The organism is Chryseobacterium sp. SIMBA_038 (genome assembly GCF_046535115.1).
GTDB lineage: Bacteria > Bacteroidota > Bacteroidia > Flavobacteriales > Weeksellaceae > Chryseobacterium.
The window spans coordinates 516,098-540,598 of record NZ_JAWRXH010000002.1; the positions used below are offsets into that span (position 1 = coordinate 516,098).

A 24,501-nucleotide genomic window follows, 5' to 3' on the forward strand; every position below is an offset into this window, starting at 1 on the left:
TCAAATCCAAATAAGGTATTCTGAGCATCAAATTTGCTAACTTTGTTGAAATTTATGATATCTAATGAGTACAATAGAATTCAACCAATTGTGGAAAGAAAAATTACTGAACCGTTTTATTAATTACGTAAAAATCTATTCAACGAGTGATGCAGAAAGCGAAACTACCCCTTCAACAGAAAGACAGTGGGACATCGCAAAATACATTGTTGAAGAACTGAAAATGATCGGTCTGGAAAACGTTTCGATTGATGATAACGGTTATATTATGGGCTACGTTCCCTCTAACCTTGAAAACGATGACAAACCAACAATTGGATTTATTTCGCATTATGATACTTCACCGGATTTCAGTGGCGAGAATGTAAAACCTCAGATTTGGGAAAATTATGATGGAAATGATTTAGTTTTAAATCAAACAACAGGATTTACTTTATCTTCTTCTAAATTTGAAAGTTTAAAACAATATATCGGTCAGACATTAATTACAACTGACGGAAATACTCTTTTGGGAGCTGATGATAAAGCTGGTTGTGCAGAAATTGTAACAGCAGCAGAATATTTAATCGCTCATCCGGAAATTAAGCACGGAAGAGTTGCAGTTGGGTTTACACCTGATGAAGAAATTGGAAGAGGAGCACATAAATTTGATGTTGCAAAATTCGGGGCTGAGTTCGCTTATACTATGGATGGAAGCGAGGTTGGAGAGTTGGAATATGAAAACTTCAACGCGGCAGGTGCTGTTGTGAAAATCCACGGATTGAGTGTACACCCAGGATATGCTTTCGGAAAAATGGTGAATGCAGGTCTTTTAGCTGCGGAATTTATTCAATTGCTTCCGGCAAATGAAACTCCGGCTACGACTAAAGGTTTTGATGGTTTCTATCATTTAATGGATATTACTGCTGATATTTCTGAGGCTAAACTTCAATACATTATCCGTGATCATGACGAAGAAAAATATGAAGCAAGAAAGAAATTCATGGAGCAAAAAGTTGTAGAATTCAACCAAAAATATGGTGAAGGAACGGCTGAAGTTGAGATCAAGGAGCAATACCGTAACATGAAGCAACAGTTTGAAGGCAAAATGCACATTATTGACCTTGCTGCGAAAGCGATGAAAGAATCGAATATTGAGCCTAAAATTAAGGCGATCAGAGGAGGAACAGATGGTGCTCAATTGTCATACATGGGACTTCCTTGTCCAAATATTTTCGCGGGCGGAATGAACTTCCACGGACCTTACGAATATGTTGCGTTGGAAAGTATGGAGAAAGCAATGGAGGTTATTATCAATATTGTAAAAGCTTAATATTTAAATTATTATAGAAAAACCACTGCTTTTTGCGGTGGTTTTTTGTTTATTTTGTTAATCTGAAAAATCATCTTTTCTAAACTTATTTTCAGGATTTTTTTCAACATTTTTTATAAATCTTTCTTCACAAGCTCCAAATTTTAAAAAATTTCTTCGTCCTTCTTCTAAAGTCATGTGATTTGGACCACTAATTCTTTCTGCTTCATTACATCCATCATCTTCCCAAAAACAAACACGACAAATGTAATAATTCCCTCTCTCTTCAATTGTGAAATATCCACAACAATAGCATTGAAAATTATATTCTTTTTCATTTCGTTTCATATTTCTAAAGTAAATAAAAAACCAGTAAAAGAAACAATGATCATAATATTAATATTTTAAAGATTTATTTTTAAAACAATGAATGGCTTCAACAAAAAAATCAGTGCTTTTGTGAATTTAACCAAAATCATTAAAATTTAATTATCTATAAAAAATTTTGAAAGTTTTGTTTTTATTTTTACTAAAACAGCAAATAATGAAAACAAAATTATTAACCAGTGCATATGTTATTTTCTTATGCCTGAAATTTTCTATGGTAATGGCAACCAATATACAGAATCACCATCGTTACTCTGGTGAAGTTCCTTTAGCCGGAAATTCATTTATCACAACCTCAACAAAAGGCTCAACAGAAGTAATTACTAAAAATGGTCTTGGGAATTGGACAAGTACCGGTACGATAATCAGCACTTATTTTAAAGTAAGTCATCGGGGGATTTTACACCTCAGCCTGAAAGCAAAAGTTCCATCCGGAAAGAGTGTGATTAAAGTTACTGTTAATGGCGTTTCGCATAAGATTTCTATTAAAGATTCTTCTTATAAAACCTATTCTGTGGGAGATTTTAATGTTCTTCCGGGATATGTGAAAGTGGATCTTCAAGGTGTAAAAAAGACAGGAGATTATTTTGCGGATGTTTCTCATATTATATTTGAAAATCCATTATCCGAGGAAGATAATATTTTCTGTAATGATCCTAATTTTTACTATTGGGGAAGAAGAGGACCATCTTGCCATTTGAAGTACACAAACCCCACCAGCAAAGATATTTTGTATTTTTATAATGAAATCACCATTCCGAAAGGAGAAGACAAAATAGGTTCTTATTTTATGGCTGATGGTTTTCAGAATGGATATTTTGGAATTCAGGTAAATTCTGAAACTGAAAGAAGAGTATTATTTTCTGTCTGGAGTCCTTTTTCTACAGATGATCCAAAAGCTATTCCCGAAGATCACAAAATCAAGTTGAACTGCAAAGGCAAGAATGTGATGACCGGAGAATTTGGAAATGAAGGTTCTGGAGGACAGAGTTACCTGCAATACGATTGGAAAGCCGGTGTAACGTACAAATTCCTATTAAAAGGAGAGCCTGATGGCACAGGAAAAACAGATTATACAGCCTGGTTTTTTACTCCTGAAACCAATTCCTGGTTGTTAATCGCGAGTTGGAAAAGACCTTATACAAAAGCTTATTTAGACAATTTGCACAGTTTTGTTGAAAATTTTATTCCTGATAACGGCTATCAGGGAAGAAAAGCTGAGTTTGGAAATCAATGGGTAAAAACAACGGATGGGCAATGGCTACCGATATCTCAGGCTAAATTTACCGCAGATGCGACCTATAAAGCTCATCAAAGAGTTGATGCTACAGGAGGAACTGTAAATAATACTTTTTACCTTAAAAACGGGGCATTTACAAATGATGTTACGCTTATGAATTCTGTTTTAAATGTTAGTCCGCCAACTCGGGCTCCTGATATTAATTTAACTGATTTAGGTTCTTGTACGATCTTAGAAAATTAAGCTTTAATTTTAAAATCATCTATAAAACCAGTGCAATATTGTGCTGGTTTTCTTTTTATCACAAGTATGAGAAATGATTAATTTTAATTTTTTATCTTTAAATAATGTAAAATATTTTACATTTTAACCAAATTACAAACTTTAATTATGAAAAACATCAAAAAACTTTTAAGAAAAGATCTATCCAACATTCTTGGAAGTGGTGGAGGTAGCTGTCATAGCAACGGAGATTCTGCCTATTGCTGGACAGACTGCGAATGCACCTTCGGAAAAGCATGCGAAATGAATGACGACGGAAATCCCGGACAATGCATCGCTGTAGGCGGTGGATCTGGAGGTGGTGGCGGAACGTATTGCCCTCCCGGCGATGATCGCTGTACGGAACAGCCTTTTTAATGATAAAAACCACTACGGATTGTAGTGGTTTTTTTGTTAATCTGGCTCAAAGTCACAGACTTTGCGCAACGGGATTTTTATTTCTATCTAAATATTGTATTCATTTTTACAAAATCAATGTTATAAGGATCATCAATAATAAATAAGCTCCCTTCTTCTCTGCTATTGGAAGGGTTATAATATACAACTCCATCATTAGATACAACCTTAACCGTTTCTCCTACTTTTCTATCAACTGAAACAGTACAATATAACTCAGCTATCTTATCTTTTATTTTATAAGGATATATTCCTTTATCCAATATTTCGTCAAAATTTTTAATATTTTTTTTGATTATTTTTAATCTTATAATTCCAAAAGCATGATTACTTGATTTTTGAAAACTTATTATGTTGCCAACAAATTCAACATTATTTTTCATTTCTTTTTCTGGAATTTCTTCATTTTTTATCGAGCAACTAATTTGAGCTACTAAACATATTAGGGATAAAATTTTTACTATGTCTTTCATTTGTACTTTATTTAATTAAATTGTGATCGATGTCCAACTCCTTTACTTATATTTTTTATAAGGTGATTCAAATCTGGATTATTAATAATAGCAGAACCTATTGGGCTTATTTTATTACCAGTCCTATCTAAAAAGCCTCTTTCGGATGTTGCTTTAACATCATTAATTAGCCAAGTCCTTGATATTGTCATAGTTCCTGAAGTTAAATTAGCATCCGCTGCGCAAAGTCTGTGACTTTGAGCTCTATTCATTATAATTATTATATTTCCAAAACTCATTTTTCTTAGTTACATCAATTACAGGATTATCTGCCAGTTCTACATCCAATAATCCATTTCCCAGAACATAATTACTTGCAGATGAATATATATATAATGATGTGCCTTATCTACCAGACCCGCTCTTATAGGATTTAAATGAATATAATTAAGCTTATCCCATAAAAAGTGCAAAGTATAGATTTCTTCTGCATGATTACCATACTGCCAGAATTGATAGGTTTTGTTTCTACTATGACTTTCTGTTGCTTTGGAAAATCTTTCCAGCATCCATTCTCGCCTACTTTCCGGTTCTGCTTGTATTTTCTCTAAAATATTCTTTGATGTAAACTTTTTAAAATCCCTGATTAAGTCTGATAGTTTACCTTCTTTCGATTGTACAATTAAGTGAATATGATTACTCATTATGACATAGCCATATAATATAAGACCTTTATGTTCTTTACAATATTTCAGGGCTTCAATTATTACATCTCTATAATTCTTTCTTGTAAAGATATCAACCCAATCCACAACTGTACAGGTTATAAAATGTGGCTTCTCCTGATCTCTTATAATATAACCTTCATTCATCTTTTTGTTTTTATATAATAAATGTAAATAATTTTCTTTTAATGAAAAAACCGCTACTAAATTGTAGCGGTTTTTTTATTAATCTGGCTCAAAGTCACAGACTTTGCGCAGCGGGGGGGGAAAAGAAAAGAGCCGGAAATTAGGAAGTTGACACTAACATAACATCTTCTATTTCCCAATAATTATCATGCAATCTTAGTTTAAATATAGCATTTCTACCATAATAATCTTTTTTTATACGATGGTCAACAAAAACTAATGCTCTTTTTTTTGAAATATCGAATACAATCTCTGAAAAATAGACAACACCTATCTCACATTCATTTGTATGTTTATCATACTCTGCCAGATCCAGCACTTTTGCGGTACACAAATTAAATTGATTTGCTTTTATAGAACTTCGTAGGCTTAAATTTTTAATAATATCTGGACTATTGGAAAAGTCTTTAAAAAAATCCTTCTTTCTTTGTATGTATTTTATATTATCTTCGGTACTACCTGTAGCAAAATCAGTATTTTTATTTTTAATAGAATCTATATACAAATTGCAAAATTTTTCAGGATGATTAAAAAGTTCGTTGTGCGCTTTTGTCTTCTCTTTGATATATAAATCATCATCATGAACTCTTAAACTATCAAAATATCTTTTTTCACCTAAATAATCTTCTCTAAAAAAATAAGGTATCAACTGATCTGTTAAATCATTATATAGTTTTACATTAGTATCCGTAGATTGACTTACACATTTTTTCATTTCCTCCTTACAATTCGTAAGTAATAAAGAGGATAATAAAATTATAACTATTTTAGTTTTAAAATTCATAATATTTGGAAATTTTAGATTAATAACATCATCTTTCAAGACTTCTTACCCCTCTGCGCAAAGTCTGTGACTTTGACTAACAAAGAAATTAGTCAATTATCATATTTACGGACTTAAAATATTGATAATTACCACTATTATTATCTTTTTTATAAACTCTTATTTCTCTTGAGTTTTCATCTTTACTAATTGAATCTCCTACGAAAACTTCTTTACGGTCCCAATTTGAATAAAATGTTAAATGTACACAACTTTTATTTGAAAGATATAAATCAGTAAACCCTCTAGAGCCCGGTTCTTGCTTTATTACAAGACCATTATACTTACTTTCGTATTCTTTATTAAAACTATATTTTTGATACACTTTTAAAGAAATAAAACCTAGAATCATTATCCCTATTACAAATAGAGTACTTAACGGGTTTCTTTTATTTTTTATCATTTCATTTTATGTTTTTCACTTCTCTACAAATTAGAGACCGAATTAAATTAAACAAAAAAAACCACTACAAAAGCAGTGGTTTCACAATATTTCAAAATTAAATAAAATTTAATCGTTTTGATTATTTCCTAAAAAAGCATCCCAACCCTGCGCGGTAAGAGAAACCAATTGGTTAGAGCCTCTCGCGACCATGAAATTACCTTCTTCTTTATCAACAGCATGTCCGATAATCGTAAAATCCGGATGATTTTTCATTTTTTCAAAATCATTTGGAGAAATCGTGAATAACAATTCATAATCTTCACCTCCACTTAAAGCAGCCATTACTGGATTTAAATTAAATTCATCTGCCGTCGTAATCGTCAAATTATCCATCGGAATTTTCTCCTCGTACAATCTGAAACCAACGTTTGATTGGTCAGAAAGATGTAAAATCTCAGAAGCTAAACCATCAGAAATATCGATCATAGAAGTTGGTTTGATATCCAATCCTTCTAGAATACCTTTAACATCTGTTCTTGCTTCTGGTTTTAATTGTCTTTCCAAAATATAATCAAATCCTTCCATTTCAGGTTGCATATTTGGGTCAGCAAGGAACACAGCATGCTCTCTTTCTAAAATCTGAAGTCCCATATAAGCACCTCCTAAATCTCCACTTACAACAAGAAGATCATTTGGTTTTGCAGTACTTCTTTTTACGATGTTTTCTTCATCTTCAATTCCGACAGCCGTAATACTCATGACCAAACCAGCGTTTGAGCTTGTTGTATCTCCGCCGATCAAATCAACTTTATATCTTGTACAAGCCGACTGAATTCCAGAATAAATTTCTTCTAAAGCTTCTACCGGAAAACGGTTTGAAACCGCCAAAGAAACTAAGATCTGTGTTGGAGTAGCGTTCATTGCTGCAACATCACTAAGATTCACAACAACCGCTTTATATCCTAAATGCTTCAACGGAACATATCCTAAATTGAAATGCACTCCTTCTGCCAAAACATCTGTTGTAAGAACAACCTTTTTATTTCCAGGATTAATGATTGCCGCATCATCTCCCACTCCAAGTTCCGAAGACTCATTGGATAAAGGAAAATGTTCTGTTAAATGCTTAATTAATCCAAATTCTCCCAGTTTAGAGATCGGTGTTAATTCTGGTTCTTTATCTTCAAACATATTTTAATTTATAAGTGATGATTGATAAGAGATAAATGATTTTGAAGACGTTTTATTATATCAACTATCATTTATCTCTTATCAATTATTAGTTAAGTTTCGTCGGATCAATATTTTCCGGACGGAAAGGTAATTTCTTAAAATCTTCTCTCGTTAAAATTATCGTATCCGGTGTTTTATATTTGTTCATTGCTTCCATTACATCATCCGGTGGCGTTGTCATTTTTCTCAACATGGTATCAATCCAAACTCCTGTCGCTTCTGCAGTTGCACAGTGCGAACCATCTGGAAGATAAAATTTGTGTACAAAACGATAAATAGAAGAATCTTCTGCACAACCATCGATTTCAAGACTTACGATAACGACTTGGTCAGCAAATATTTCTTTAAAAAAAGAAAATCTTTCGTGCATAATAACAGGACCAATTCCCCATCGGCTCATCTGAGTAACGCCCATTTTTTCCTGCTTCATAAAAGCCATTCTGGTTTGTGCGCAAAATTGCACATATGATGAGTTTGCTAAATGTTTGTTGGCATCAAGATCACTCCAACGAACTTCGAATTTATGGTAAAATATCATTTAAATTTTATTTTTTAATAATGAACTCCAACTTTTTAACCACAAAAGAAACAAAAGCTTTTGCAACACATAAGTCTTTCAAGCTATCTTTCAACAATAAACAGAAGAACACATTAGTTTTAGAAAATCTTTGATTTTCATCTTATGTGAACTTTTAAACTGTTTAATATTAAACTTATTTGTTCTAAAGTGTTTACAATCTTTTGTTCCTTTTGTGGTTGAATATTTTCACTTTAAAGTTCAAAAAATTATATTCTTCAAAATTACTCAAATAAGATGGTTTATAAAAATTGTAGTTTTGTAAAAATAATCTTGAGCATAAGATTAATAGAATTATGAAGCAAATTATCATTATTGGAGGCGGTGCAGCCGGTTTTTTCTGCGCATCGAATCTTGACGAAACAAAATATAAGATTACAATTCTTGAGCAAAACTCAGATGTCCTTCAGAAAGTTAAAATTTCCGGAGGCGGAAGATGTAATGTTACTCACGCATGCTTTGATCCCAAAGAATTAGTTCAGTTCTATCCTCGTGGAAATAAGGAATTATTAAGTGTTTTCACCAAATTTCAGCCGGGAGATACAATGGATTGGTTTGATCAACGAAAAGTTCCGTTGAAAATAGAAAATGACAACAGGGTTTTCCCTGAAAGCAACTCTTCACAGACCATTATTAATACTTTATTGAATGAAATTCAGCACAAAAATGTTGAAGTAAAAACAAAATGCTCTGTAAAAGAAATTGAAAAACTGGACGAGAAATATATCGTTAAAACAAGTTTAGGCGATTTTGAAGCCGATTTTGTGATTTATACAACCGGAAGTTCGCCAAAATCATTGAAAATCATTGAAAATTTAGGCCATAAAATCATCGATTTAGTTCCATCACTTTTTACATTCAATATTAAGAATGATTTATTAAAAGAATTGCCGGGAACAAGTTTTGAAAATGCGGAAATCTCAATTCCAAAATTAAAAACAGAGGAAAGCGGACCATTATTGATTACCCATTGGGGACTTTCTGGACCAGCTATTTTAAAAATATCGGCTTGGGAGGCTTTAAGTTTAGCGAAGGTTAAATATAATTTTGAAATTGAAGTTAATTTTATTTCAAAAGATATTGATGATGCAGAAGAATTATTTCAAAACTTCAAACAATCTAATCCAAAAAAGACGATTGGATTGGCAAAAATATTTGATATTACGAATAGATTCTGGCAAAAAGTTTTAGAGGTTTCAAAAATAGACCTAAACAAACAAGTTGCACAGATTTCGGGAAAAGAAATGCAGTTGATTCTTGAAAATTTATGCAAAAAGAAATTGCAGGTTACAGGAAAATCAACTTTTAAAGATGAATTTGTAACCGCAGGAGGGGTAGATTTAAAAGAAGTTAATTTTAAAAATATGTCCTCCAAAATTTTGCCTAATTTTTATGTTGCCGGAGAAGTTTTAAATATTGATGCGGTGACGGGAGGTTTTAACTTTCAGGCTTGTTGGAGTGAGACTTGGCTGATTGCGCAGGATTTGAATTTGAAATAGCTTAATCTAAACACAAATGACACTAATAATTTCACAAATAGCACAATTTATCTTGTGAATATTAGTGGGAAAATTTGTGATATTAGTGTTTAAAAAAATATAAAATGCTTTTAGTCAAAAAAAACATTTCGAATCTTTTTAAAATCCTTTTAATCATCGGGTTCGGATATTTCTTTTGGCTGATGCTGAAAATTACGTTAGAATATATTCCATTAAAAACAGAGGTCAGCTTTTTAATGATAAAACAAACTGAAGTTACCTACAGACCGGAATATCTGTGGTTTTTCTACACGCATGTTTACACGAGTATTTTTGTTTTACTTTCAGGGTTTTTAGCTATTCTTAGGAAAGATTTTGGATTGAAAAATTTCCATAAAAATTCGGGAAAGATATATATTTTTCTATTGTTGATCTTTTCTGCTCCGTCAGGAATTTACATGGGATTTTTCGCTAACGGAGATATTTTCTCTAAAATTTCTTTTGTTATTTTGGGAAGTTTGTGGTGGTTTACGACTTTTAAGGCTTATAAATTTGCCCGACAGAAAAAATTTAAACAACATAAACAATGGATGTGGAGAAGCTTTGCATTAACGCTTTCTGCTGTCACTTTAAGAATGTGGAAGGTTATTATTGTATATTTATTCCACCCCAATCCGATGGATGTCTATGAAATTATTGCATGGATGGGATGGGTTCCGAATATCCTTTTAATTGAATATTTAATTACAAAAAAACATATATGAAAACTTTAAAATTAACATTAATCTCCTTATTTACAGTCAGTTTAATTGCCTGCAAAAAGGATGAAAAAGAAACCAAATCATCAAAAGATTCTCTTGTTGCAAAGAAAGATTCTGTGGTTGTTCCTGAGGTTCATCAAGAACTGTATGGAATTTACATGGGCGATTTTGCAGGAAAGGAAATGATTACTTCTGAAGATGGTGAGGAATACGAGGGAGAAGTTTATAAAAAATTAGCTTTAAAGATCAACAGAATTACGAAAGACAGTGTTTATGGACAAAGTATTGTGAATGGAAATCAGCGTCCTTTCAGAGGGATTTTTAATGAAAGTTCTAAATCATTTACTCTTGACGAACCCGGAAATGATAAAACTGATGGCAGATTTGAAGTAAAATTAACTGGTGACAGTTTAACAGGAAAATGGTCTGTATTTAATAAAAAAGCGGTAAAATCACCTCTAAAAACATTAAAACTAACCAAAAAGCAGTTTGTTTATAATCCGAATTTTATGCTGGATGAAGATTCCAACTTGGTAGATTGGGAAAATCCGAAAGATTTTGTTGAAAAATATACCGATGAAGAAACCGGAAAAACAGAAAAATACACAACTCAAAAAAACAGAGTTGCTTCGGATGCTGTGTTTAAATTGAACGCTTCAAAACAAAAACTGACAGAAAAAGATCTTAAAAACTTAAGAAAACTAGATCTTGAAATCATCAAAAATTCTGTTTTTGCAAGACATGGTTATGCTTTCAAAAAACAAACTTACAGAAACTTCTTTGAGCAGACAGATTGGTATATTCCGGTTTCTAATAATGTAGATAATGATCTTTCTCCGATGGAAAAAGAGAACGTTGCCTTGTTGAATCGCTTTGTAAAATATGCGGAAGATAAATATGATTCTTTCGGAAGATAATTGATCTTAACTCACTTTTTGTAAGCTTATTGATTCTTCAAATTTTACAAAAAGAAAAAGGATCAAACAACCTGCAACATAACATAAAATATCGATCCAGGAAAAAGAATTTCCGATCACAATATACATTAGGCTTCCTTGTTGGAAGCCTAGTTTTTCTGCAATATTGAAGGATTGAGCAAACTCGACCAAACAAGAAAAAGCCAGAATTCCCAGAATAAGTTTTTGATTATTAATAATGAAGAAACTTTTAACGAAAGTATAGAGAAGAATCACCACAATAACGTCTCCCAAATAGGCTCTGACGAAGAAAATGTCTTTTAATTTTGTGGCAATTAAAACCTCAACCAAGAAAATTAGTATTGTTGCAACGAAATATTTTAAGCTAAAATTGAATTTCATATTTATGTTTTGGCTAAAGCCTGTATGGATTAATTTGTTTAAACGGGCTAAAGCCCGTTCCTATTGATAAAAAAATCGGCATTCAAGAGAACACCGATTATTTATTATTTTACAAAGATATTATTTCTTTACTTTCACCGTGCATCCGATGGCGACAGTTTTTGTCATTTTTATAGGTTCGCCTTTTATCAAAGCATTTACCGCGTCTTGGGCATAATATTCTGAAACATCGTTTGGATTTTCGTAATTATTATCGATTGCTCCAATGTATTTTACGATATTTTTACCGTTTTCTTTCTGTAAAACAAATACATGCGGCGTTTTTGTTGCTCCGTATTGAGGGAAAACTTTCTGACCCTCATCCACCAAATAAGGGAAAGTAAACCCTTTTTCTTTAGCTCTCTCAATCATTTGTTTGTAACCGTCTTCCGGCTGTACGCTTGGATCATTTGGATTAATTGCAATTACCGGATAACCCTGATCTTTGTATTTTTTGTCAAGCTCAACAATTCTGTCCTCGTATTTTTTCGCGTATGGGCAGTGGTTGCATGTGAAGATAACGATAAAGCCCTTTGCAGACTTAAAATCGCTTAAAGAAACCATTTTTCCATCAACATTTTTTAGCTTAAAATCTGTTGCCTCATCTTCTACTCCATAACCTTTTGTGGAAGCTGCCTTTTGTTTTTGAGGAGTTTTATCATCGTTTATCGTGGTGAAGCTTAAAAGCCCTAAACCAACGATAAAAGCTGTCATTAAAATCTTTAAATTTTTCATATTATTTTGATTATTGTAAATTTTTAGTAATTGTATTTTCAAGTTCTTCTTTGCTCATTTCTCCGTCGTTAAAATGCACTTTTTCTCCGTTTTTATAGAAAATAGTCACCGGGATATTTCCATCCCAGTCTTTTTCAAATTTTGGAATCCAGGTGTTCATTCTTTTGATATCATCCAATAAAATAACTTCTGCTGTTAGGTTTTTATTTTTGATGAATTTGATCACTCTTTCTTTATCAACCAATCGATCAAGTGAAACCAAGATCATTTTAAATTTCGGATTGTTAGCGTATCTATTATTCACTTCCATGAAGTGAGGAAGCTCTTTTACGCATGGCGCACAGGTGGTTGACCAAAAATTAACCACAAGAAATTTATCTTTCTCCTGTTGAATACGTTTTTCCAGCTCTTCATATTTAATCGAAGGAACCGTTGTCTGTTGTGCTTTAAATATGGTAAAACACAAACACAGAAATAATATATTGATTACATTCTTCATACTCAAAATTAGTGAAATTATTATTAGTTTTTATTTTGAAAATTATTCTTTAAAATCATTTTTGTCACTATTCTTTGATTTATTTTATTTATATTCGTTTTACAAATTAAAATTATTACTTATGAAAAATTTAAAAAAACTTACAAGAGATCAATTAGAGAAAGTTAATGGCGCTGGAGAAATTAAGTGTGTTACGACTTGTTTTTGTTTTACAGACACAGACGGTGAGGCTTACATAGGTGCTTGCAACGCAAAAGGAGTTTGCTGTTAATTGTTTTAAGCATATCTATATTAAACTTCTAATGACATCAAATACTTGATGTCATTTTTTATTGAAACATTTTATTTTAAATTAAAAAAATATCAACCATATTATATTTTAACTTATAATTTATTTCAATAATTAAATATTTCTCTTATTTTTGACTCTTATAACTCATTTACTCAATTTATATGAAAAAATTTTACTTCTTACTACCTATTTTACTTTTCACATCGTGTGCAACGGTTGAGGAAGATACTTCTGCAGAAGACAACCCTATTCTAGTGACCAAAATGGTGCAGGATGGTGATAATTATACATTCAGTTATAACGGAGCCAAGATCGTTACCATGACCAATACAACGGATAATTTCAAAAGAACTTATACGTATTCCGGTGATTTGATCAGTAAATATCTTGATACTTACGCTGATGGATCAACACAAACCACAAATGTAACGTACAACAGTTCAAACAAGATCTTAAAAAAATCATCTACTTATCAAGGAGGAACTTACACTACAGATTATGCTTACATTGGTGCCGATCGTGTAAGAATAACCGTTGTTCTTGCTCAGACCAACTCAACTAAAACTTATGTAAAAGATGTTTATTTAAATACGGACGGGTCTTTAAAAAACTGGACAGAAACCGTGGCAGATGTAAAGCCAACAACAACTCAAAACGGAACCGGAATTCTTAAAAATGTTGCCTATGATAGCGGAAGCTTTCCTTTTAAAAATATCACAGGCTATACAAGACTTTTGGAAAGTGAGGAAATGAACGGATCAAGCCGTAATGTTATAGATTATAACAACCGTATCCAATACACCAATATACCGGGAGATGAATGGACTATCTACCACTCAACCTACGAATATAATACGAACGGATATCCTAAGAAAGAAACCAAGGATTCCTACGAAAAAACAGGGACTTCAATAACCAAGACCGAGATCACAACTTACGAATACAATCATTTATAATACAAGAGAGCATTTAGGCTCTCTTTTTGCTTAGGTTAAAATCATTAAAAATTTTAACAAAATTCTTTCGCTATGAAAAAATTATTCTTCTTTTTAATATCATTTTTAAGCATCACCGTATTTGGGCAAAAAACTGATGTTAAGACCGATGCTCCAATTACAGATTATACATTTTTAAAATCAAAAATGAAAATGGATGATGTGGTAACAAAAGCAGACAAGGCTCCTGAGTTTCCGGGAGGAATGGAAGCTTTTCACAGAAAATTTGCAGAAAACATGGATATTATTGATGTAAAAACCAATAAAATCAACACAAGAGTATATTTTATCGTTGAAAAAAACGGATATGTGCGATATGTCACCGCAACCGGGGATGATAAAAAACACTCAGAAGCAGCAGAAATAGCCATCAGAAGAATGTTTGTAAAATGGAAACCCGCAACAGTAAATAATGAACCCGTGCGTTATCTTTATACTTTTCCTTTATCGTTGAAGAAATATTAGGACTTTATTATTAATATTTTAAAGTTAAATGGTTATTTCCCAATCATCTTTTTAATAGAATTCAGCTTCATTAAAGCTTCAATCGGCGTCAAGGTATTAATATCAATTTTCGTCAGTTCTTCACGGATATTTTCTAACACAGGATCATCCAATTGGAAGAATGAAAGCTGCATATTTTCTTCTGTTACTCTTTTGATGGTTTCAGATGCGCCAGTCCCCTGTCCGCGACTTGCTTCCAATGTTTTGAGGATTTCATTGGCTCTGTTAACCACTTTTGAAGGCATGCCCGCCAATTTCGCAACATGAATACCGAAACTGTGCTCACTTCCACCAGGAATCAGCTTTCTCAGAAAAATAATACTTCCTTTGTTCTCCTGAATAGAAACGTGGAAGTTTTTTACACGCTCAAAATTCACAGTCATTTCATTTAATTCATGATAATGCGTTGCGAATAAAGTTTTAGCCTGAGTCGGATGTTGATGAAGATATTCCGCGATCGCCCACGCAATGGAAACCCCATCATAAGTTGAAGTTCCACGACCGATTTCGTCTAATAAAATTAAACTTCGGTCTGAAATATTGTTCAAAATATTAGCGGCTTCGTTCATTTCAACCATGAAAGTTGATTCACCTGCAGAAATATTATCTGTCGCCCCTACTCTCGTAAAAATTTTATCTAAAACTCCAATTTCAGCATGTTTTGCCGGAACAAAACTTCCGATTTGTGCTAAAAGACAAACAATCGCAGTCTGACGAAGAATCGCAGATTTACCGGCCATGTTCGGTCCCGTAACCATGATAATCTGCTGAGAATCTTTATCTAAATAAATATCATTCGGAATATATTTTTCTCCTAAAGGAAGCGCATTTTCAATAATCGGATGTCTTGCCTCCTTTAAATCAATTGAAAAACTATCCGTTAAAACAGGTTTTGTATAACTCTCAGAAACAGCCAATTCAGATAAACCAACGGCAACATCCAATTGCGCAATAATGTTCGAATTCTCCTGAATCTGATCCATATAAACCATCGTTTCAGAGCAAACATTTCTGTATAATTGATTCTCCAAAACACCTATTTTATCCTCAGCACCAAGAATCTGACTTTCGTATTCTTTTAATTCTTCTGTGATATAACGTTCAGCATTTACCAGCGTTTGCTTTCTCAGCCAATCACTCGGAACTTTATCTTTATGGGTATTTCGAACCTCAATATAATATCCGAAAACATTATTAAAATCTATTTTAAGGCTAGTAATTCCCGTTCTTTCGATTTCTCGCTGACACATATCATCAAGGAAACCACGACCTTTACTTTGAAGTCCTCTCAACATATCCAGCTCTTCAGAAATACCATTTTTAATCACATTTCCTTTCGCCAAACTTACCGGAAGTTCTTCATTAAGAGAATTTTGTAACGATTTAATTAATTCATCTAAATCAGACAAAGGTTCAAGCCAAGCCAAAACATCAGCGTGAGGATGAAGTAATGCCTTAATTTTATGAATATTAATTAAGCTCTGCCGCAAATGTCCTAATTCTCTAGGCGATATTTTTTCGGCAGCCAGTTTTCCCATTAATCGATCTAAATCGGAAATAGCCTTTAATAATTGGGAAATTTCGTATTTCAGATGATCATTTTCGTTTAAAAAATCAATTAAAGAAAGTCTTCTACCAATTTCGTAGACAGATTTTAATGGAAGAATAATTCTTCTTCTCAACAATCTCCCTCCCATTGGAGTTGACGTTTTATCGATAATATCTAATAATGATTTCCCTTGTGGATTGCTTGGATAGACAATTTCCAGATTTCTTAGCGTGAAATTATCCATCATCAAGAAATCTTCCTGAGGAATCACCTGAATTTTTGTAATGTGAGCTAATAAATTATGATGCGTATCTTCAACTAAATAAGCAAAAATTGCGCCTGCAGCGGTAATTGCTAACTGAGAATTTTCAACACCAAAACCTTTTAAAGAATTGGTTTTAAAATGATTCGTCAGTTTTTCGTAGCCAAAATTATATTGATACGCCCAATCTTCAAGCTTGAAAGCACTTTTGTTTTTAAGCTGCTCCGGAAGCTGAACACTTCTCTGATAAATAATCTCACTAGGGTCAAAAGTATTGACAATATGAAGTATTTTATCTAGATTTCCTTCACTAACCAAAAACTCACCTGTTGAAACATCAACCAAAGCAATTCCGTACTTCTCTTTTTCTTTATGAAGAGAAAGCAGGAAATTATTCTTTTTCGAGTTTAAAACCTGGTCATTGAAGGTAACTCCAGGCGTCACCAATTCGGTCACTCCTCTTTTTACAATTCCTTTTACGGTTTTAGGATCTTCCAATTGGTCGCAGATTGCAACACGAAGACCAGCTCTCACCAACTTTGGAAGATAAGAATCTACAGAATGATGTGGAAATCCAGCCAATTCTATATGACCGTCTCCATTCGCTCTTTTGGTTAAAACAATACCCAAAATCTGGGAAGTCCTAACGGCATCCTGCCCGAAAGTTTCATAGAAATCTCCCACTCGAAATAACAAAAGCGCATCAGGATATTTCGCCTTGATGGTGTTATATTGAGTCATTAAGGGGGTTTCTTTCTTTTCTTTCGTCGCCTTTGCCATTAAAATCTTTCTTAAAAAATTAGGATGGTAAAAGTATGAAATAAAATAGAAGGATTAAAATGCTTAATAATTTAAAATAATTTTTTCTCCCACAGATTTACACAGATGATTAAGTATATTTTTTTAATAATTAAAACAAATACTCTATTTGAAATTTACTCATTACAATATAGCGTATCAAAATCTACGTTTAATTGTGTTGAGCCTGAATTATCCATTGATATCCATTTGTAATTTGTAAGAACATATGTATTTCCTTTATCTAATTGTACCCATTCATCAATTCCTTTTGCTGCATTTTTTAAATCATTTTTCGCAAATATCCCAGCAGGAGCAACATAACTTCTTCCTTTTGTTAAGTATCTGCATTTATCAGTAGAAACTAAGGACGAAATTTCACTTTGTAAGACCAGCTTTGATTTTGTAAATGTAGGAAGTACTTTATACATTTTTGCAGGTGTATAAGAACTTTGACAATAAAAAAAAGAAATTGAAAATGTAAAAAATAAACTTAGATAAATTAATTTCATAACCTTCGCTATATTTTAATTGTTAAATATATTATTTGATAAAACCTCTGCTAGTAAAGAAATATACGCAATCATCTGTGTAAATCCGTGAAATCCGTGGGAAATAAAAAATCATCTATTATTTAAATGATTCTCTAAAGCTTCCGTACTTTTTTCATACGCCCATTTCTGTTTGTAATTCACCCATTTAGCTTTAAAAATTTTCCGCATTAATTTGTCCGTATATCTCATAATGAAAACATGATACAGCATATTCGCAACAACTTTCGGTTTATTAGGAAGTGCCCGAAGTGACATTGAAAATCCGGGCTCCAAATATCTGTTGAAATGCCAAAACGCACCAGGAATGAAAAGCGCATCACCATGTTCCATGAAAATTTCAAAGCCTTTTGCATATTTCAAAGCAGGAAATTTTTCGTAATCAGGGTTCTCATAATCTACATCATAGATCGTATGAACCGACAACGGAACTTTATATAAAAAAGGAGATTGTTTTTGGTCAAATAATAAAATCCTCTTCTTTCCTTCAAAATGAATATGAAGAAAATCACCAAGATCTACATCATAATGCATTAAAACATGAGCATCACTTCCACCGAAAAACAGGGTTGGAAGTCTTTTGAAAAACTTCATTCCAAGATCAGGATACGTGAAATTCTTCAATAATTCCGGAAGCCTGTCGGTGATGATATAAAAGAAAATACGCAGATCTGACGGTTTACTTTTTATGGTATCAATATAATCCTTCATCTTCATGTGTGTGACGGGAGCGTCTGTACTTTTGGAAGCGTCGGCGGGTTTGTTATCATACAGGGGAACGTCTTGTTCACCTGCTTTTTCACGGATAAAATCAAAATTCCATTTGTCGAAAGCATCCCAACGGCTCGCAAAATTTTTAATTAAGAGAGGTTTATGCTTTTTGAAATAATTTTTCTGAAAATCTTCTTTACTGATATCGTTAACAACATCTACGTTTTCGAGGATCATTTTGTTTCTTGATTTAATGCGAAATAAAAATAGTGTTTTTTTGAAATTTAGAAAAATTTTGGAATTAAATTATTTCCCACAGATTTACACAGATCATAAAATTATTTTCAAACACATGTGTAAATCTGTAGGAAATTAAATTCTCTATTTCTTTAAACTAATTTTAAGTTTCACGTAAAAGGAAAATGAAGCGAAAATTTTATCTTTGTAAGACTAACCTAATTTATGAGAGCCTACAACACCAAACATTTCCTTAAAATCCTTTTCAGTTTACATAAAAGTGATACATTGAAAATCCTTTTCCCGAGTATGATTCTTGTTGGATTGTATTCGTGGGGAATTCAATATTTAGAAGTGGAATATTTTCATCTTACTTCAAAATCAGGAGTCAGCAATGTAGGAATGATTCATTCGTTATTAGGTTTTGTACTTTCTTTATTATTGGTTTTCAGGACAAATACAGCGTACGACAGATGGTGGGAAGGAAGAAAGCTTTGGGGGAAATTGGTAAATGATACCCGAAATTTCGCAGTAAAAATCAATAACATTTTAATTGATGACAGAAAAGATGCTGAGCAAATCGCAAGATATTTAAAGTTTTATCCTCACTTTTTAGCCAAACATCTTTCTAAAGAATCCACGAGATTGGCATTGGATGAAGATTATTCTGAAATTGAAAAATCATTAAAACACCACGGCCCAAGTGAAATCGTCATTCTTTTAACGCATAAATTAGGTCAGTTAAAAAAAGAAGGAAAAATATCTGAGATTGAGATGTTGTATTTAGACACTCAACTTTCAGGTTTTCTGGATGTTTGTGGAGGCTGTGAAAGAATTAAAAACACTCCGATTCCTTACTCTTATTCTTCGTTTATCAAAAAGTTTATCATTCTTTATGTTTTTGCTCTGCCGATTGCTTATGTCATTAATATCGGACTTTTCATGGTTCCGTTGACGGTTTTTGTTTATTATGTTTTGATGAGTCTGGAAATGATTGCAGAAGAAATTGAAGATCCTTTTAATAATGATGAAAATGATATTCCAATGGAAACTTTAGCACAGAATATCGAGAAGAATGTTCATCAAATTATGGGGTTAAAAAAATAAAAATCAACCTTTTACAGATTGATTTCTTTTAGTTCGCCGTCTTGTTTTATTTCTACAAACTTGCTTTCTCGGTTTCCGGAAGAATATCCGTAGAAAAACGTCTGATATATTGGTGTGGAGTATAAATATCCTCCATAAGCATTGTACGCGTCCGACTGCCCTGTTTGTTGCTGATAACTTGCAGTTGCTGTAAAATTGACAATTGTTTCAAGATAATATTTTCCGGGCTTAAGTTTTTCGAATTTAAATCTGCCGTGATCGTCGGTTAAAGCCTCTATTCTATACTTAAAAGCTTCTTCAGACATATAAACTGTCGTTTTTTTGTTCTCATACTTTTTTCTCATGCTGTAAAACTCTTCAAAATAAAGTGTTACAGGAAAAAGCATTACCACAGTTCCTTTCGGAGCATAATGTTTTTCTCCAAGCAAAGGTTTGATTCCCCAATTATTCTTTTGTTTGGTTGAAGCCACACCTTCAAGCGTAGAATTTCCAAAGCCAATCATTTGTTGAGCCAATTTTTTATCAAAAAAAGCTTGAGGATAATAGGTATTTTGAGCCTTTGAAAAAATAAAACCAAAGAGCAACATCATAACAACTGAAACATTTTTCATAGTATATTTTTTAGTCAAATATAAGTATTTTGCTATTTTTGAAATAAAAAATTCTATGAAATACATTTTTCTGTTACTATTTTCAACAACATCTTTTGCATTAGCACAAAAGCCATGCGGATTTAAGGACGGTCTACAGGAAGGAAACTGCAAGCAGTTCTACGAAAACGGGCAGGTAAAAGAAGTTGCCGACTGGAAAAAAGGAAAATTAGAAGGTGATGCTATTTTTTATTTCGAAAATGGAAAAACGCAGGCCAAAGGAGAATATAAAAAAGGGTATAAAGTAAAAGAATGGGATTATTACGATAAAAACGGCGTTTTAACCTCGAAAGAAGTCTTTAGAAATGGGGATAAAAACGTTTACGATAATAGTTCTACTGCAACTTTTTATTCAACTTCAGGCGCTGTGATTGAAGTTTCTAATTATAAATTTGGTAAATTAGACGGCGAAAGTAAACTTTTTCATGATGATGGGAAGTCGGTAAAACAGGTTGGTTATTATCAAAACGGTCTTGCAATCGGGAAATGGAAGGCACTTTATCCATCAGGAAAAATCCAGAGAGAAACGGAGTTCGTAAATGATAAAAGAGACGGCAACAGGGTTCATTATCGCGAAGACGGAAGCATCGAAAAAACGGAAGTTTACAAAGAAGGAAAATTAATTTCAACAAAATAATACATTGGTACACAAATTAAAACTGGAAGAACTTAACAGAATAGATGTAGAAACATTCAAGAAGGTTGAGAAAATTCCTTTGATCATCGTTTTAGATAATATAAGAAGTATGCACAATGTGGGTGCTACCTTCAGAACGGCAGATGCTTTTTTAATTGAAAAGATTATTCTGTGCGGGATCACTCCACAACCGCCTCACCGCGAGATTCACAAAGCGGCATTAGGCGCAACAGAAAGCGTTGACTGGAGCCATGAAAGTGATATTAACGTAACAATCAGCGATCTGAAAAGTAAAGGATTTGAAATCATTGGTATTGAACAAACCTCAAACAGCCAGATGATTACAGATTTTACGATCGATAAGTCAAAGAAATATGCTTTAATTCTTGGAAATGAAGTTGAAGGTATTAGCGATGAAGCATTAGAAAATATTGATACATTTTTAGAGATTCCGCAGTTAGGAACAAAGCATTCTTTAAATGTAAGCGTATGTGGAGGAATCGTGATGTGGGAGTTCACAAAGGCCTTAAAATAAAAAAACTGCATGTGTCTAAAAGACAGTGCAGTTTGAAATAAATCTAATAAAAAGTAAAAATGAAAGGCGACAAAGATACTTTTTTTTTCGGCGCGAACAAATTTTAAAATTGGTTTTTTTATTTTTCCTAAAAAAAATATAGGTTTTCAGAAAAAGTTTCGTTTAATTTTTTATAAATTAGCACAATGTTTATCAAGGACTATATCTCAAAAGATTTCCCGTGTTTTAGCTTGACTGACTCAATAGAATCAGCAAGAAACATGTTAGAGGACTTTGGATATTCTCATATTTTCGTTAAAAAATCCCATCACTTTTACGGAGCAATTGCACAGGATTTCCTTTATGAAGAAGAAGGAACCCTGAAAGATCTGGAACATCAGATCGAGCGTTTTGCGATCCTTGAAGATAACAATATCATGGACAGCATTCGTTTGTTTTACACTTTCAATGCCAACATAATTCCGGTTATCAATAAAAGTGAAAAGTATTTGGGATACATCAGCTGTGAAGACATTTTCCAGGATTTGTCTAAATATCCGCTGTTTTCGGAACTAGGAGCTATCCTTACGATTGAAACCCCCGCCAGAAGATATTCAATGACTGAAATTGCCAATATTATTGAGAGCAACAACTCTAAATTTTATGGCGGATTCATTAGTTTTATGTCTGATGAAGTGATTCACGTGACGATAAAGATCAGCAATGAAAATCTGGGCTCGATAGACGCAACTTTTGACCGTTATGATTATAGAATTGTAGAAAAATTCTATTCTGACGAAAAATCTGATCTGTTTAAAGACAGGTTCGGGTTTTTACAAAAATTCATAGAAATTTAAACATGAAGGCAGCCATATATTCTCAGAAAAAAGATCTTGATACTTTTTTATATTTAAGCAAATTTGTTTCAGAACTTGAAAGCAGAGGTGTAAAATCTGTTTTATACGAGGTAATGGCGGAAGCGCTTCAGTTTTCAAAAATATTTGAGACCTTTAATAATAAACAGGATCTTATTGATAAAGAAGTTGATCTTTTCTTCACTTTCGGTGGAGATGGAACAATTGTAAACTCTTTAACTTTCATTGAAGATCTTGAAATCCCAATTGTAGGTGTAAATACCGGAAGATTAGGATTTTTGGCAAGTTTTACCAAAGAAGAAGCCTTCAAAGAATTGGATGCCATCTTAAAAGGAGATGTAAAAACGAGCCGTCGTGCTGTTATTGAAGTCGTTTCACCAAGATCAGACGAGTTTTTTCCATATGCTTTAAATGATGTTACCGTTTCCAGAAAAGAAACAACATCCATGGTTACGGTTGATTCATATATTAATGATGAATTTTTAAATGTATTCTGGGGAGACGGCGTTATCGTTTCTACCCCAACAGGTTCTACTGCTTATTCTTTAAGCTGTGGCGGACCCATCATTTCTCCCAATAACGAAAACTTCGTCATCACTCCTATCGCTCCTCATAATCTGAATGTGAGACCTTTAGTGGTTAATGACAGAGTAGAAATAAAATTCAAAGTTGAAAGCCGAGTGCCTCAATATTCGCTTTCTTTAGATTCAAGATTAATCCATATAGAAACAGATCAGGAGATCATTATTAAAAAGGCAAGTTTCCAGATACTTTTGGTACAGCCTAATGATCTGAGCTTCTATGAAACCATCCGCCAGAAACTACTTTGGGGGCGCGATAAAAGAAATTAACAATTTATCAAAAATTCTTACCTTTACAGGAATTTTAGAAACACCTAATAATTTATATAAAAAGTAAAACATGAGCAGAATTTTCCCGGCAGGAGTTGCCACAGGTCAATTAGTTACTGATATTTTTCAGCATGCTAAAGAAAACAAATATGCATTACCTGCAGTAAACGTAATTGGTTCTAGTAATGTAAATGCTGTTATGGAAACTGCAGCAAAATTAAACTCTCCTGTTATCATTCAGTTTTCTAACGGTGGAGCTGCTTTTAACGCAGGAAAAGGATTAAGCAATGACGGTCAGAAGGCTGCTATTTTAGGATCTATTGCCGGAGCTAGACATATTCACACTCTTGCAGAAGCTTACGGAGCAACTGTAATTTTACATACTGACCACTGTGCAAAAAAATTATTGCCTTGGATCGACGGATTATTGGATGCTAGTGAAGAATTTTACAAGCAGACAGGTAAATCTCTTTACTCTTCTCACATGTTGGATCTTTCTGAAGAATCTTTAGAAGAAAACCTAGAAATCTCTGTTAAGTATTTCGAAAGGATGGCTAAAATGCAGATGACTTTAGAAGTTGAGATCGGTGTTACAGGAGGTGAAGAAGACGGTGTAGATAACTCTGATGTTGACAATTCTAAATTATATACTCAACCTGAAGATATCGCTTATACTTACGAAAAATTAAAAGCTGTTTCTGATAACTTTACGATTGCAGCAGCATTCGGTAACGTACACGGAGTTTATAAGCCAGGAAATGTGGTTCTTACACCAAAAATCCTTGACAACTCTCAGAAATTTGTTGAAGAGAAATTCGGAACGGGTAAAAAACCTGTGAATTTCGTATTCCACGGAGGTTCTGGATCTACTTTAGAAGAGATCAGAGAAGCTATCGATTATGGTGTGATTAAAATGAACATCGATACAGATCTTCAATTCGCTTACACAGAAGGAATTAGAGATTACATGGTTAATAATATCGATTATCTAAGAGCTCAAATCGGAAACCCAGAAGGAGAAGAAAAACCTAACAAAAAATTCTATGATCCAAGAGCTTGGGTAAGAAAAGGTGAAGAAACTTTCTCTACAAGATTGGTTAAAGCGTTTGAAGACTTAAATAACGTAAATACGCTTAAATAAATTATAAATAAATGCTAAA

30 protein-coding genes are annotated in these 24,501 nt (G+C 32.9%); 15 read left to right on the plus strand and 15 right to left on the minus strand.

The features are described from left to right. Window positions 1-64: 64 nt before the first annotated feature. Entirely contained in the window at window positions 65-1,312 is a 1,248-nt protein-coding gene (pepT, locus tag SB689_RS08500; protein ID WP_410691688.1) for a peptidase T, read from the plus strand. 57 nt (window positions 1,313-1,369) lie between these two features. Here the strand turns inward: pepT and SB689_RS08505 are convergent, their stop codons facing one another. Then, entirely contained in the window at window positions 1,370-1,639 is a 270-nt protein-coding gene (locus tag SB689_RS08505; RefSeq protein WP_410691689.1) for a CPCC family cysteine-rich protein, read from the minus strand. A 196-nt stretch (window positions 1,640-1,835) separates the two neighbouring features. Here SB689_RS08505 and SB689_RS08510 point away from each other — a divergent pair, with 196 nt between their 5' ends. Then, window positions 1,836-3,161 (plus strand): DUF3472 domain-containing protein, encoded by a 1,326-nt coding sequence (locus SB689_RS08510; RefSeq protein WP_410691690.1) that lies wholly within the window; start codon window positions 1,836-1,838, stop codon window positions 3,159-3,161. Window positions 3,162-3,308: 147 nt separating this feature from the next. Next, a complete protein-coding gene (locus SB689_RS08515) occupies window positions 3,309-3,557 on the plus strand; it encodes a hypothetical protein (protein ID WP_410691691.1) in 249 nt (82 codons plus the stop codon). An 83-nt stretch (window positions 3,558-3,640) separates the two neighbouring features. On the opposite strand, the gene SB689_RS08520 is transcribed toward SB689_RS08515, so the two are convergent. From SB689_RS08520 to SB689_RS08550, 7 genes are all read right to left on the minus strand, one after another. Next, entirely contained in the window at window positions 3,641-4,069 is a 429-nt protein-coding gene (locus SB689_RS08520) for a hypothetical protein (RefSeq protein ID WP_410691692.1), read from the minus strand. A gap of 11 nt (window positions 4,070-4,080) precedes the next feature. Continuing rightward, the gene (locus SB689_RS08525) at window positions 4,081-4,347 is read right to left on the minus strand and encodes a hypothetical protein (protein ID WP_410691693.1); all 267 of its coding nucleotides are present in this window, start codon (window positions 4,345-4,347) and stop codon (window positions 4,081-4,083) included. A 39-nt stretch (window positions 4,348-4,386) separates the two neighbouring features. Beyond that, a complete protein-coding gene (locus tag SB689_RS08530; RefSeq protein ID WP_410691694.1) occupies window positions 4,387-4,920 on the minus strand; it encodes an REP-associated tyrosine transposase in 534 nt (177 codons plus the stop codon). A 139-nt stretch (window positions 4,921-5,059) separates the two neighbouring features. After that, on the minus strand, window positions 5,060-5,743 hold the full coding sequence (locus SB689_RS08535) for a hypothetical protein (protein WP_410691695.1): 684 nt from the start codon (window positions 5,741-5,743) through the stop codon (window positions 5,060-5,062). Between the two features lie 88 nt (window positions 5,744-5,831). Continuing rightward, window positions 5,832-6,185 (minus strand): hypothetical protein, encoded by a 354-nt coding sequence (locus SB689_RS08540; RefSeq protein WP_410691696.1) that lies wholly within the window; start codon window positions 6,183-6,185, stop codon window positions 5,832-5,834. 108 nt (window positions 6,186-6,293) lie between these two features. Continuing rightward, a complete protein-coding gene (thiL, locus tag SB689_RS08545) occupies window positions 6,294-7,358 on the minus strand; it encodes a thiamine-phosphate kinase (RefSeq protein ID WP_410691698.1) in 1,065 nt (354 codons plus the stop codon). Window positions 7,359-7,446: 88 nt separating this feature from the next. After that, window positions 7,447-7,938, minus strand: a complete 492-nt coding sequence (locus SB689_RS08550; RefSeq protein WP_410691699.1) for an acyl-CoA thioesterase — start codon at window positions 7,936-7,938, stop codon at window positions 7,447-7,449. Window positions 7,939-8,273: 335 nt separating this feature from the next. Here SB689_RS08550 and SB689_RS08555 point away from each other — a divergent pair, with 335 nt between their 5' ends. The 3 genes from SB689_RS08555 (at window position 8,274) to SB689_RS08565 (ending at window position 11,133) form a co-directional block, all read left to right on the plus strand. Next, window positions 8,274-9,476 carry an NAD(P)/FAD-dependent oxidoreductase gene (locus tag SB689_RS08555; RefSeq protein WP_410691700.1) on the plus strand — a complete coding sequence of 401 codons (1,203 nt, stop codon included), beginning with the start codon at window positions 8,274-8,276 and terminating at the stop codon, window positions 9,474-9,476. Window positions 9,477-9,580: 104 nt separating this feature from the next. Further along, window positions 9,581-10,219 (plus strand): DUF2306 domain-containing protein, encoded by a 639-nt coding sequence (locus tag SB689_RS08560; protein ID WP_410691701.1) that lies wholly within the window; start codon window positions 9,581-9,583, stop codon window positions 10,217-10,219. Further along, entirely contained in the window at window positions 10,216-11,133 is a 918-nt protein-coding gene (locus SB689_RS08565) for a YARHG domain-containing protein (RefSeq protein ID WP_410691702.1), read from the plus strand. The genes SB689_RS08560 and SB689_RS08565 overlap by 4 nt, the downstream gene beginning before the upstream one ends. Window positions 11,134-11,139: 6 nt before the next feature. On the opposite strand, the gene SB689_RS08570 is transcribed toward SB689_RS08565, so the two are convergent. The 3 genes from SB689_RS08570 to SB689_RS08580 all read right to left on the minus strand — a co-directional run bounded on the left by SB689_RS08570 (window position 11,140) and on the right by SB689_RS08580 (window position 12,808). Then, a complete protein-coding gene (locus SB689_RS08570; RefSeq protein WP_410691703.1) occupies window positions 11,140-11,535 on the minus strand; it encodes a DUF2809 domain-containing protein in 396 nt (131 codons plus the stop codon). Window positions 11,536-11,655: 120 nt separating this feature from the next. Then, a complete protein-coding gene (locus SB689_RS08575) occupies window positions 11,656-12,309 on the minus strand; it encodes a thioredoxin family protein (protein WP_410691704.1) in 654 nt (217 codons plus the stop codon). 10 nt (window positions 12,310-12,319) lie between these two features. Further along, the gene (locus tag SB689_RS08580; RefSeq protein WP_410691705.1) at window positions 12,320-12,808 is read right to left on the minus strand and encodes a TlpA family protein disulfide reductase; all 489 of its coding nucleotides are present in this window, start codon (window positions 12,806-12,808) and stop codon (window positions 12,320-12,322) included. A 121-nt stretch (window positions 12,809-12,929) separates the two neighbouring features. Between SB689_RS08580 and SB689_RS08585 the strand changes: the two genes are divergently transcribed. The 3 genes from SB689_RS08585 (at window position 12,930) to SB689_RS08595 (ending at window position 14,560) form a co-directional block, all read left to right on the plus strand. Next, window positions 12,930-13,079 (plus strand): bacteriocin-like protein, encoded by a 150-nt coding sequence (locus SB689_RS08585; protein ID WP_157885987.1) that lies wholly within the window; start codon window positions 12,930-12,932, stop codon window positions 13,077-13,079. A gap of 182 nt (window positions 13,080-13,261) precedes the next feature. Next, a complete protein-coding gene (locus SB689_RS08590) occupies window positions 13,262-14,056 on the plus strand; it encodes a hypothetical protein (protein ID WP_410691706.1) in 795 nt (264 codons plus the stop codon). Window positions 14,057-14,128: 72 nt separating this feature from the next. Continuing rightward, entirely contained in the window at window positions 14,129-14,560 is a 432-nt protein-coding gene (locus tag SB689_RS08595; RefSeq protein ID WP_410691707.1) for an energy transducer TonB, read from the plus strand. A gap of 32 nt (window positions 14,561-14,592) precedes the next feature. Here the strand turns inward: SB689_RS08595 and mutS are convergent, their stop codons facing one another. The 3 genes from mutS to SB689_RS08610 form a co-directional block, all read right to left on the minus strand. Further along, on the minus strand, window positions 14,593-17,190 hold the full coding sequence (mutS, locus tag SB689_RS08600) for a DNA mismatch repair protein MutS (RefSeq protein ID WP_410691708.1): 2,598 nt from the start codon (window positions 17,188-17,190) through the stop codon (window positions 14,593-14,595). Window positions 17,191-17,345: 155 nt separating this feature from the next. Beyond that, window positions 17,346-17,639, minus strand: a complete 294-nt coding sequence (locus SB689_RS08605) for a hypothetical protein (RefSeq protein WP_410691709.1) — start codon at window positions 17,637-17,639, stop codon at window positions 17,346-17,348. Between the two features lie 192 nt (window positions 17,640-17,831). Then, window positions 17,832-18,707 (minus strand): cupin-like domain-containing protein, encoded by an 876-nt coding sequence (locus SB689_RS08610; RefSeq protein WP_410691710.1) that lies wholly within the window; start codon window positions 18,705-18,707, stop codon window positions 17,832-17,834. Window positions 18,708-18,932: 225 nt separating this feature from the next. On the opposite strand from SB689_RS08610, the gene SB689_RS08615 reads away from it, so the two are divergent. After that, a complete protein-coding gene (locus tag SB689_RS08615) occupies window positions 18,933-19,814 on the plus strand; it encodes a bestrophin family protein (protein WP_410691711.1) in 882 nt (293 codons plus the stop codon). 11 nt (window positions 19,815-19,825) lie between these two features. Here the strand turns inward: SB689_RS08615 and SB689_RS08620 are convergent, their stop codons facing one another. After that, entirely contained in the window at window positions 19,826-20,425 is a 600-nt protein-coding gene (locus SB689_RS08620) for a hypothetical protein (RefSeq protein WP_410691712.1), read from the minus strand. Window positions 20,426-20,480: 55 nt separating this feature from the next. Here SB689_RS08620 and SB689_RS08625 point away from each other — a divergent pair, with 55 nt between their 5' ends. The 5 genes from SB689_RS08625 to fbaA all read left to right on the plus strand — a co-directional run bounded on the left by SB689_RS08625 (window position 20,481) and on the right by fbaA (window position 24,482). Further along, window positions 20,481-21,101, plus strand: coding sequence for a toxin-antitoxin system YwqK family antitoxin (locus SB689_RS08625; RefSeq protein ID WP_410691714.1), 621 nt, complete (start codon window positions 20,481-20,483; stop codon window positions 21,099-21,101). A gap of 4 nt (window positions 21,102-21,105) precedes the next feature. Continuing rightward, window positions 21,106-21,636: an RNA methyltransferase gene (locus SB689_RS08630; RefSeq protein ID WP_410691715.1), complete on the plus strand. Its 531-nt coding sequence runs from the start codon at window positions 21,106-21,108 to the stop codon at window positions 21,634-21,636. Window positions 21,637-21,896: 260 nt separating this feature from the next. Then, complete coding sequence (locus SB689_RS08635) at window positions 21,897-22,472, plus strand: CBS domain-containing protein (RefSeq protein ID WP_410691716.1); 576 nt, start codon at window positions 21,897-21,899, stop codon at window positions 22,470-22,472. Window positions 22,473-22,474: 2 nt separating this feature from the next. Then, on the plus strand, window positions 22,475-23,341 hold the full coding sequence (locus SB689_RS08640) for an NAD kinase (protein WP_410691717.1): 867 nt from the start codon (window positions 22,475-22,477) through the stop codon (window positions 23,339-23,341). A 70-nt stretch (window positions 23,342-23,411) separates the two neighbouring features. Further along, a complete protein-coding gene (fbaA, locus tag SB689_RS08645) occupies window positions 23,412-24,482 on the plus strand; it encodes a class II fructose-bisphosphate aldolase (protein ID WP_072410144.1) in 1,071 nt (356 codons plus the stop codon). Window positions 24,483-24,501: the final 19 nt, after the last annotated feature.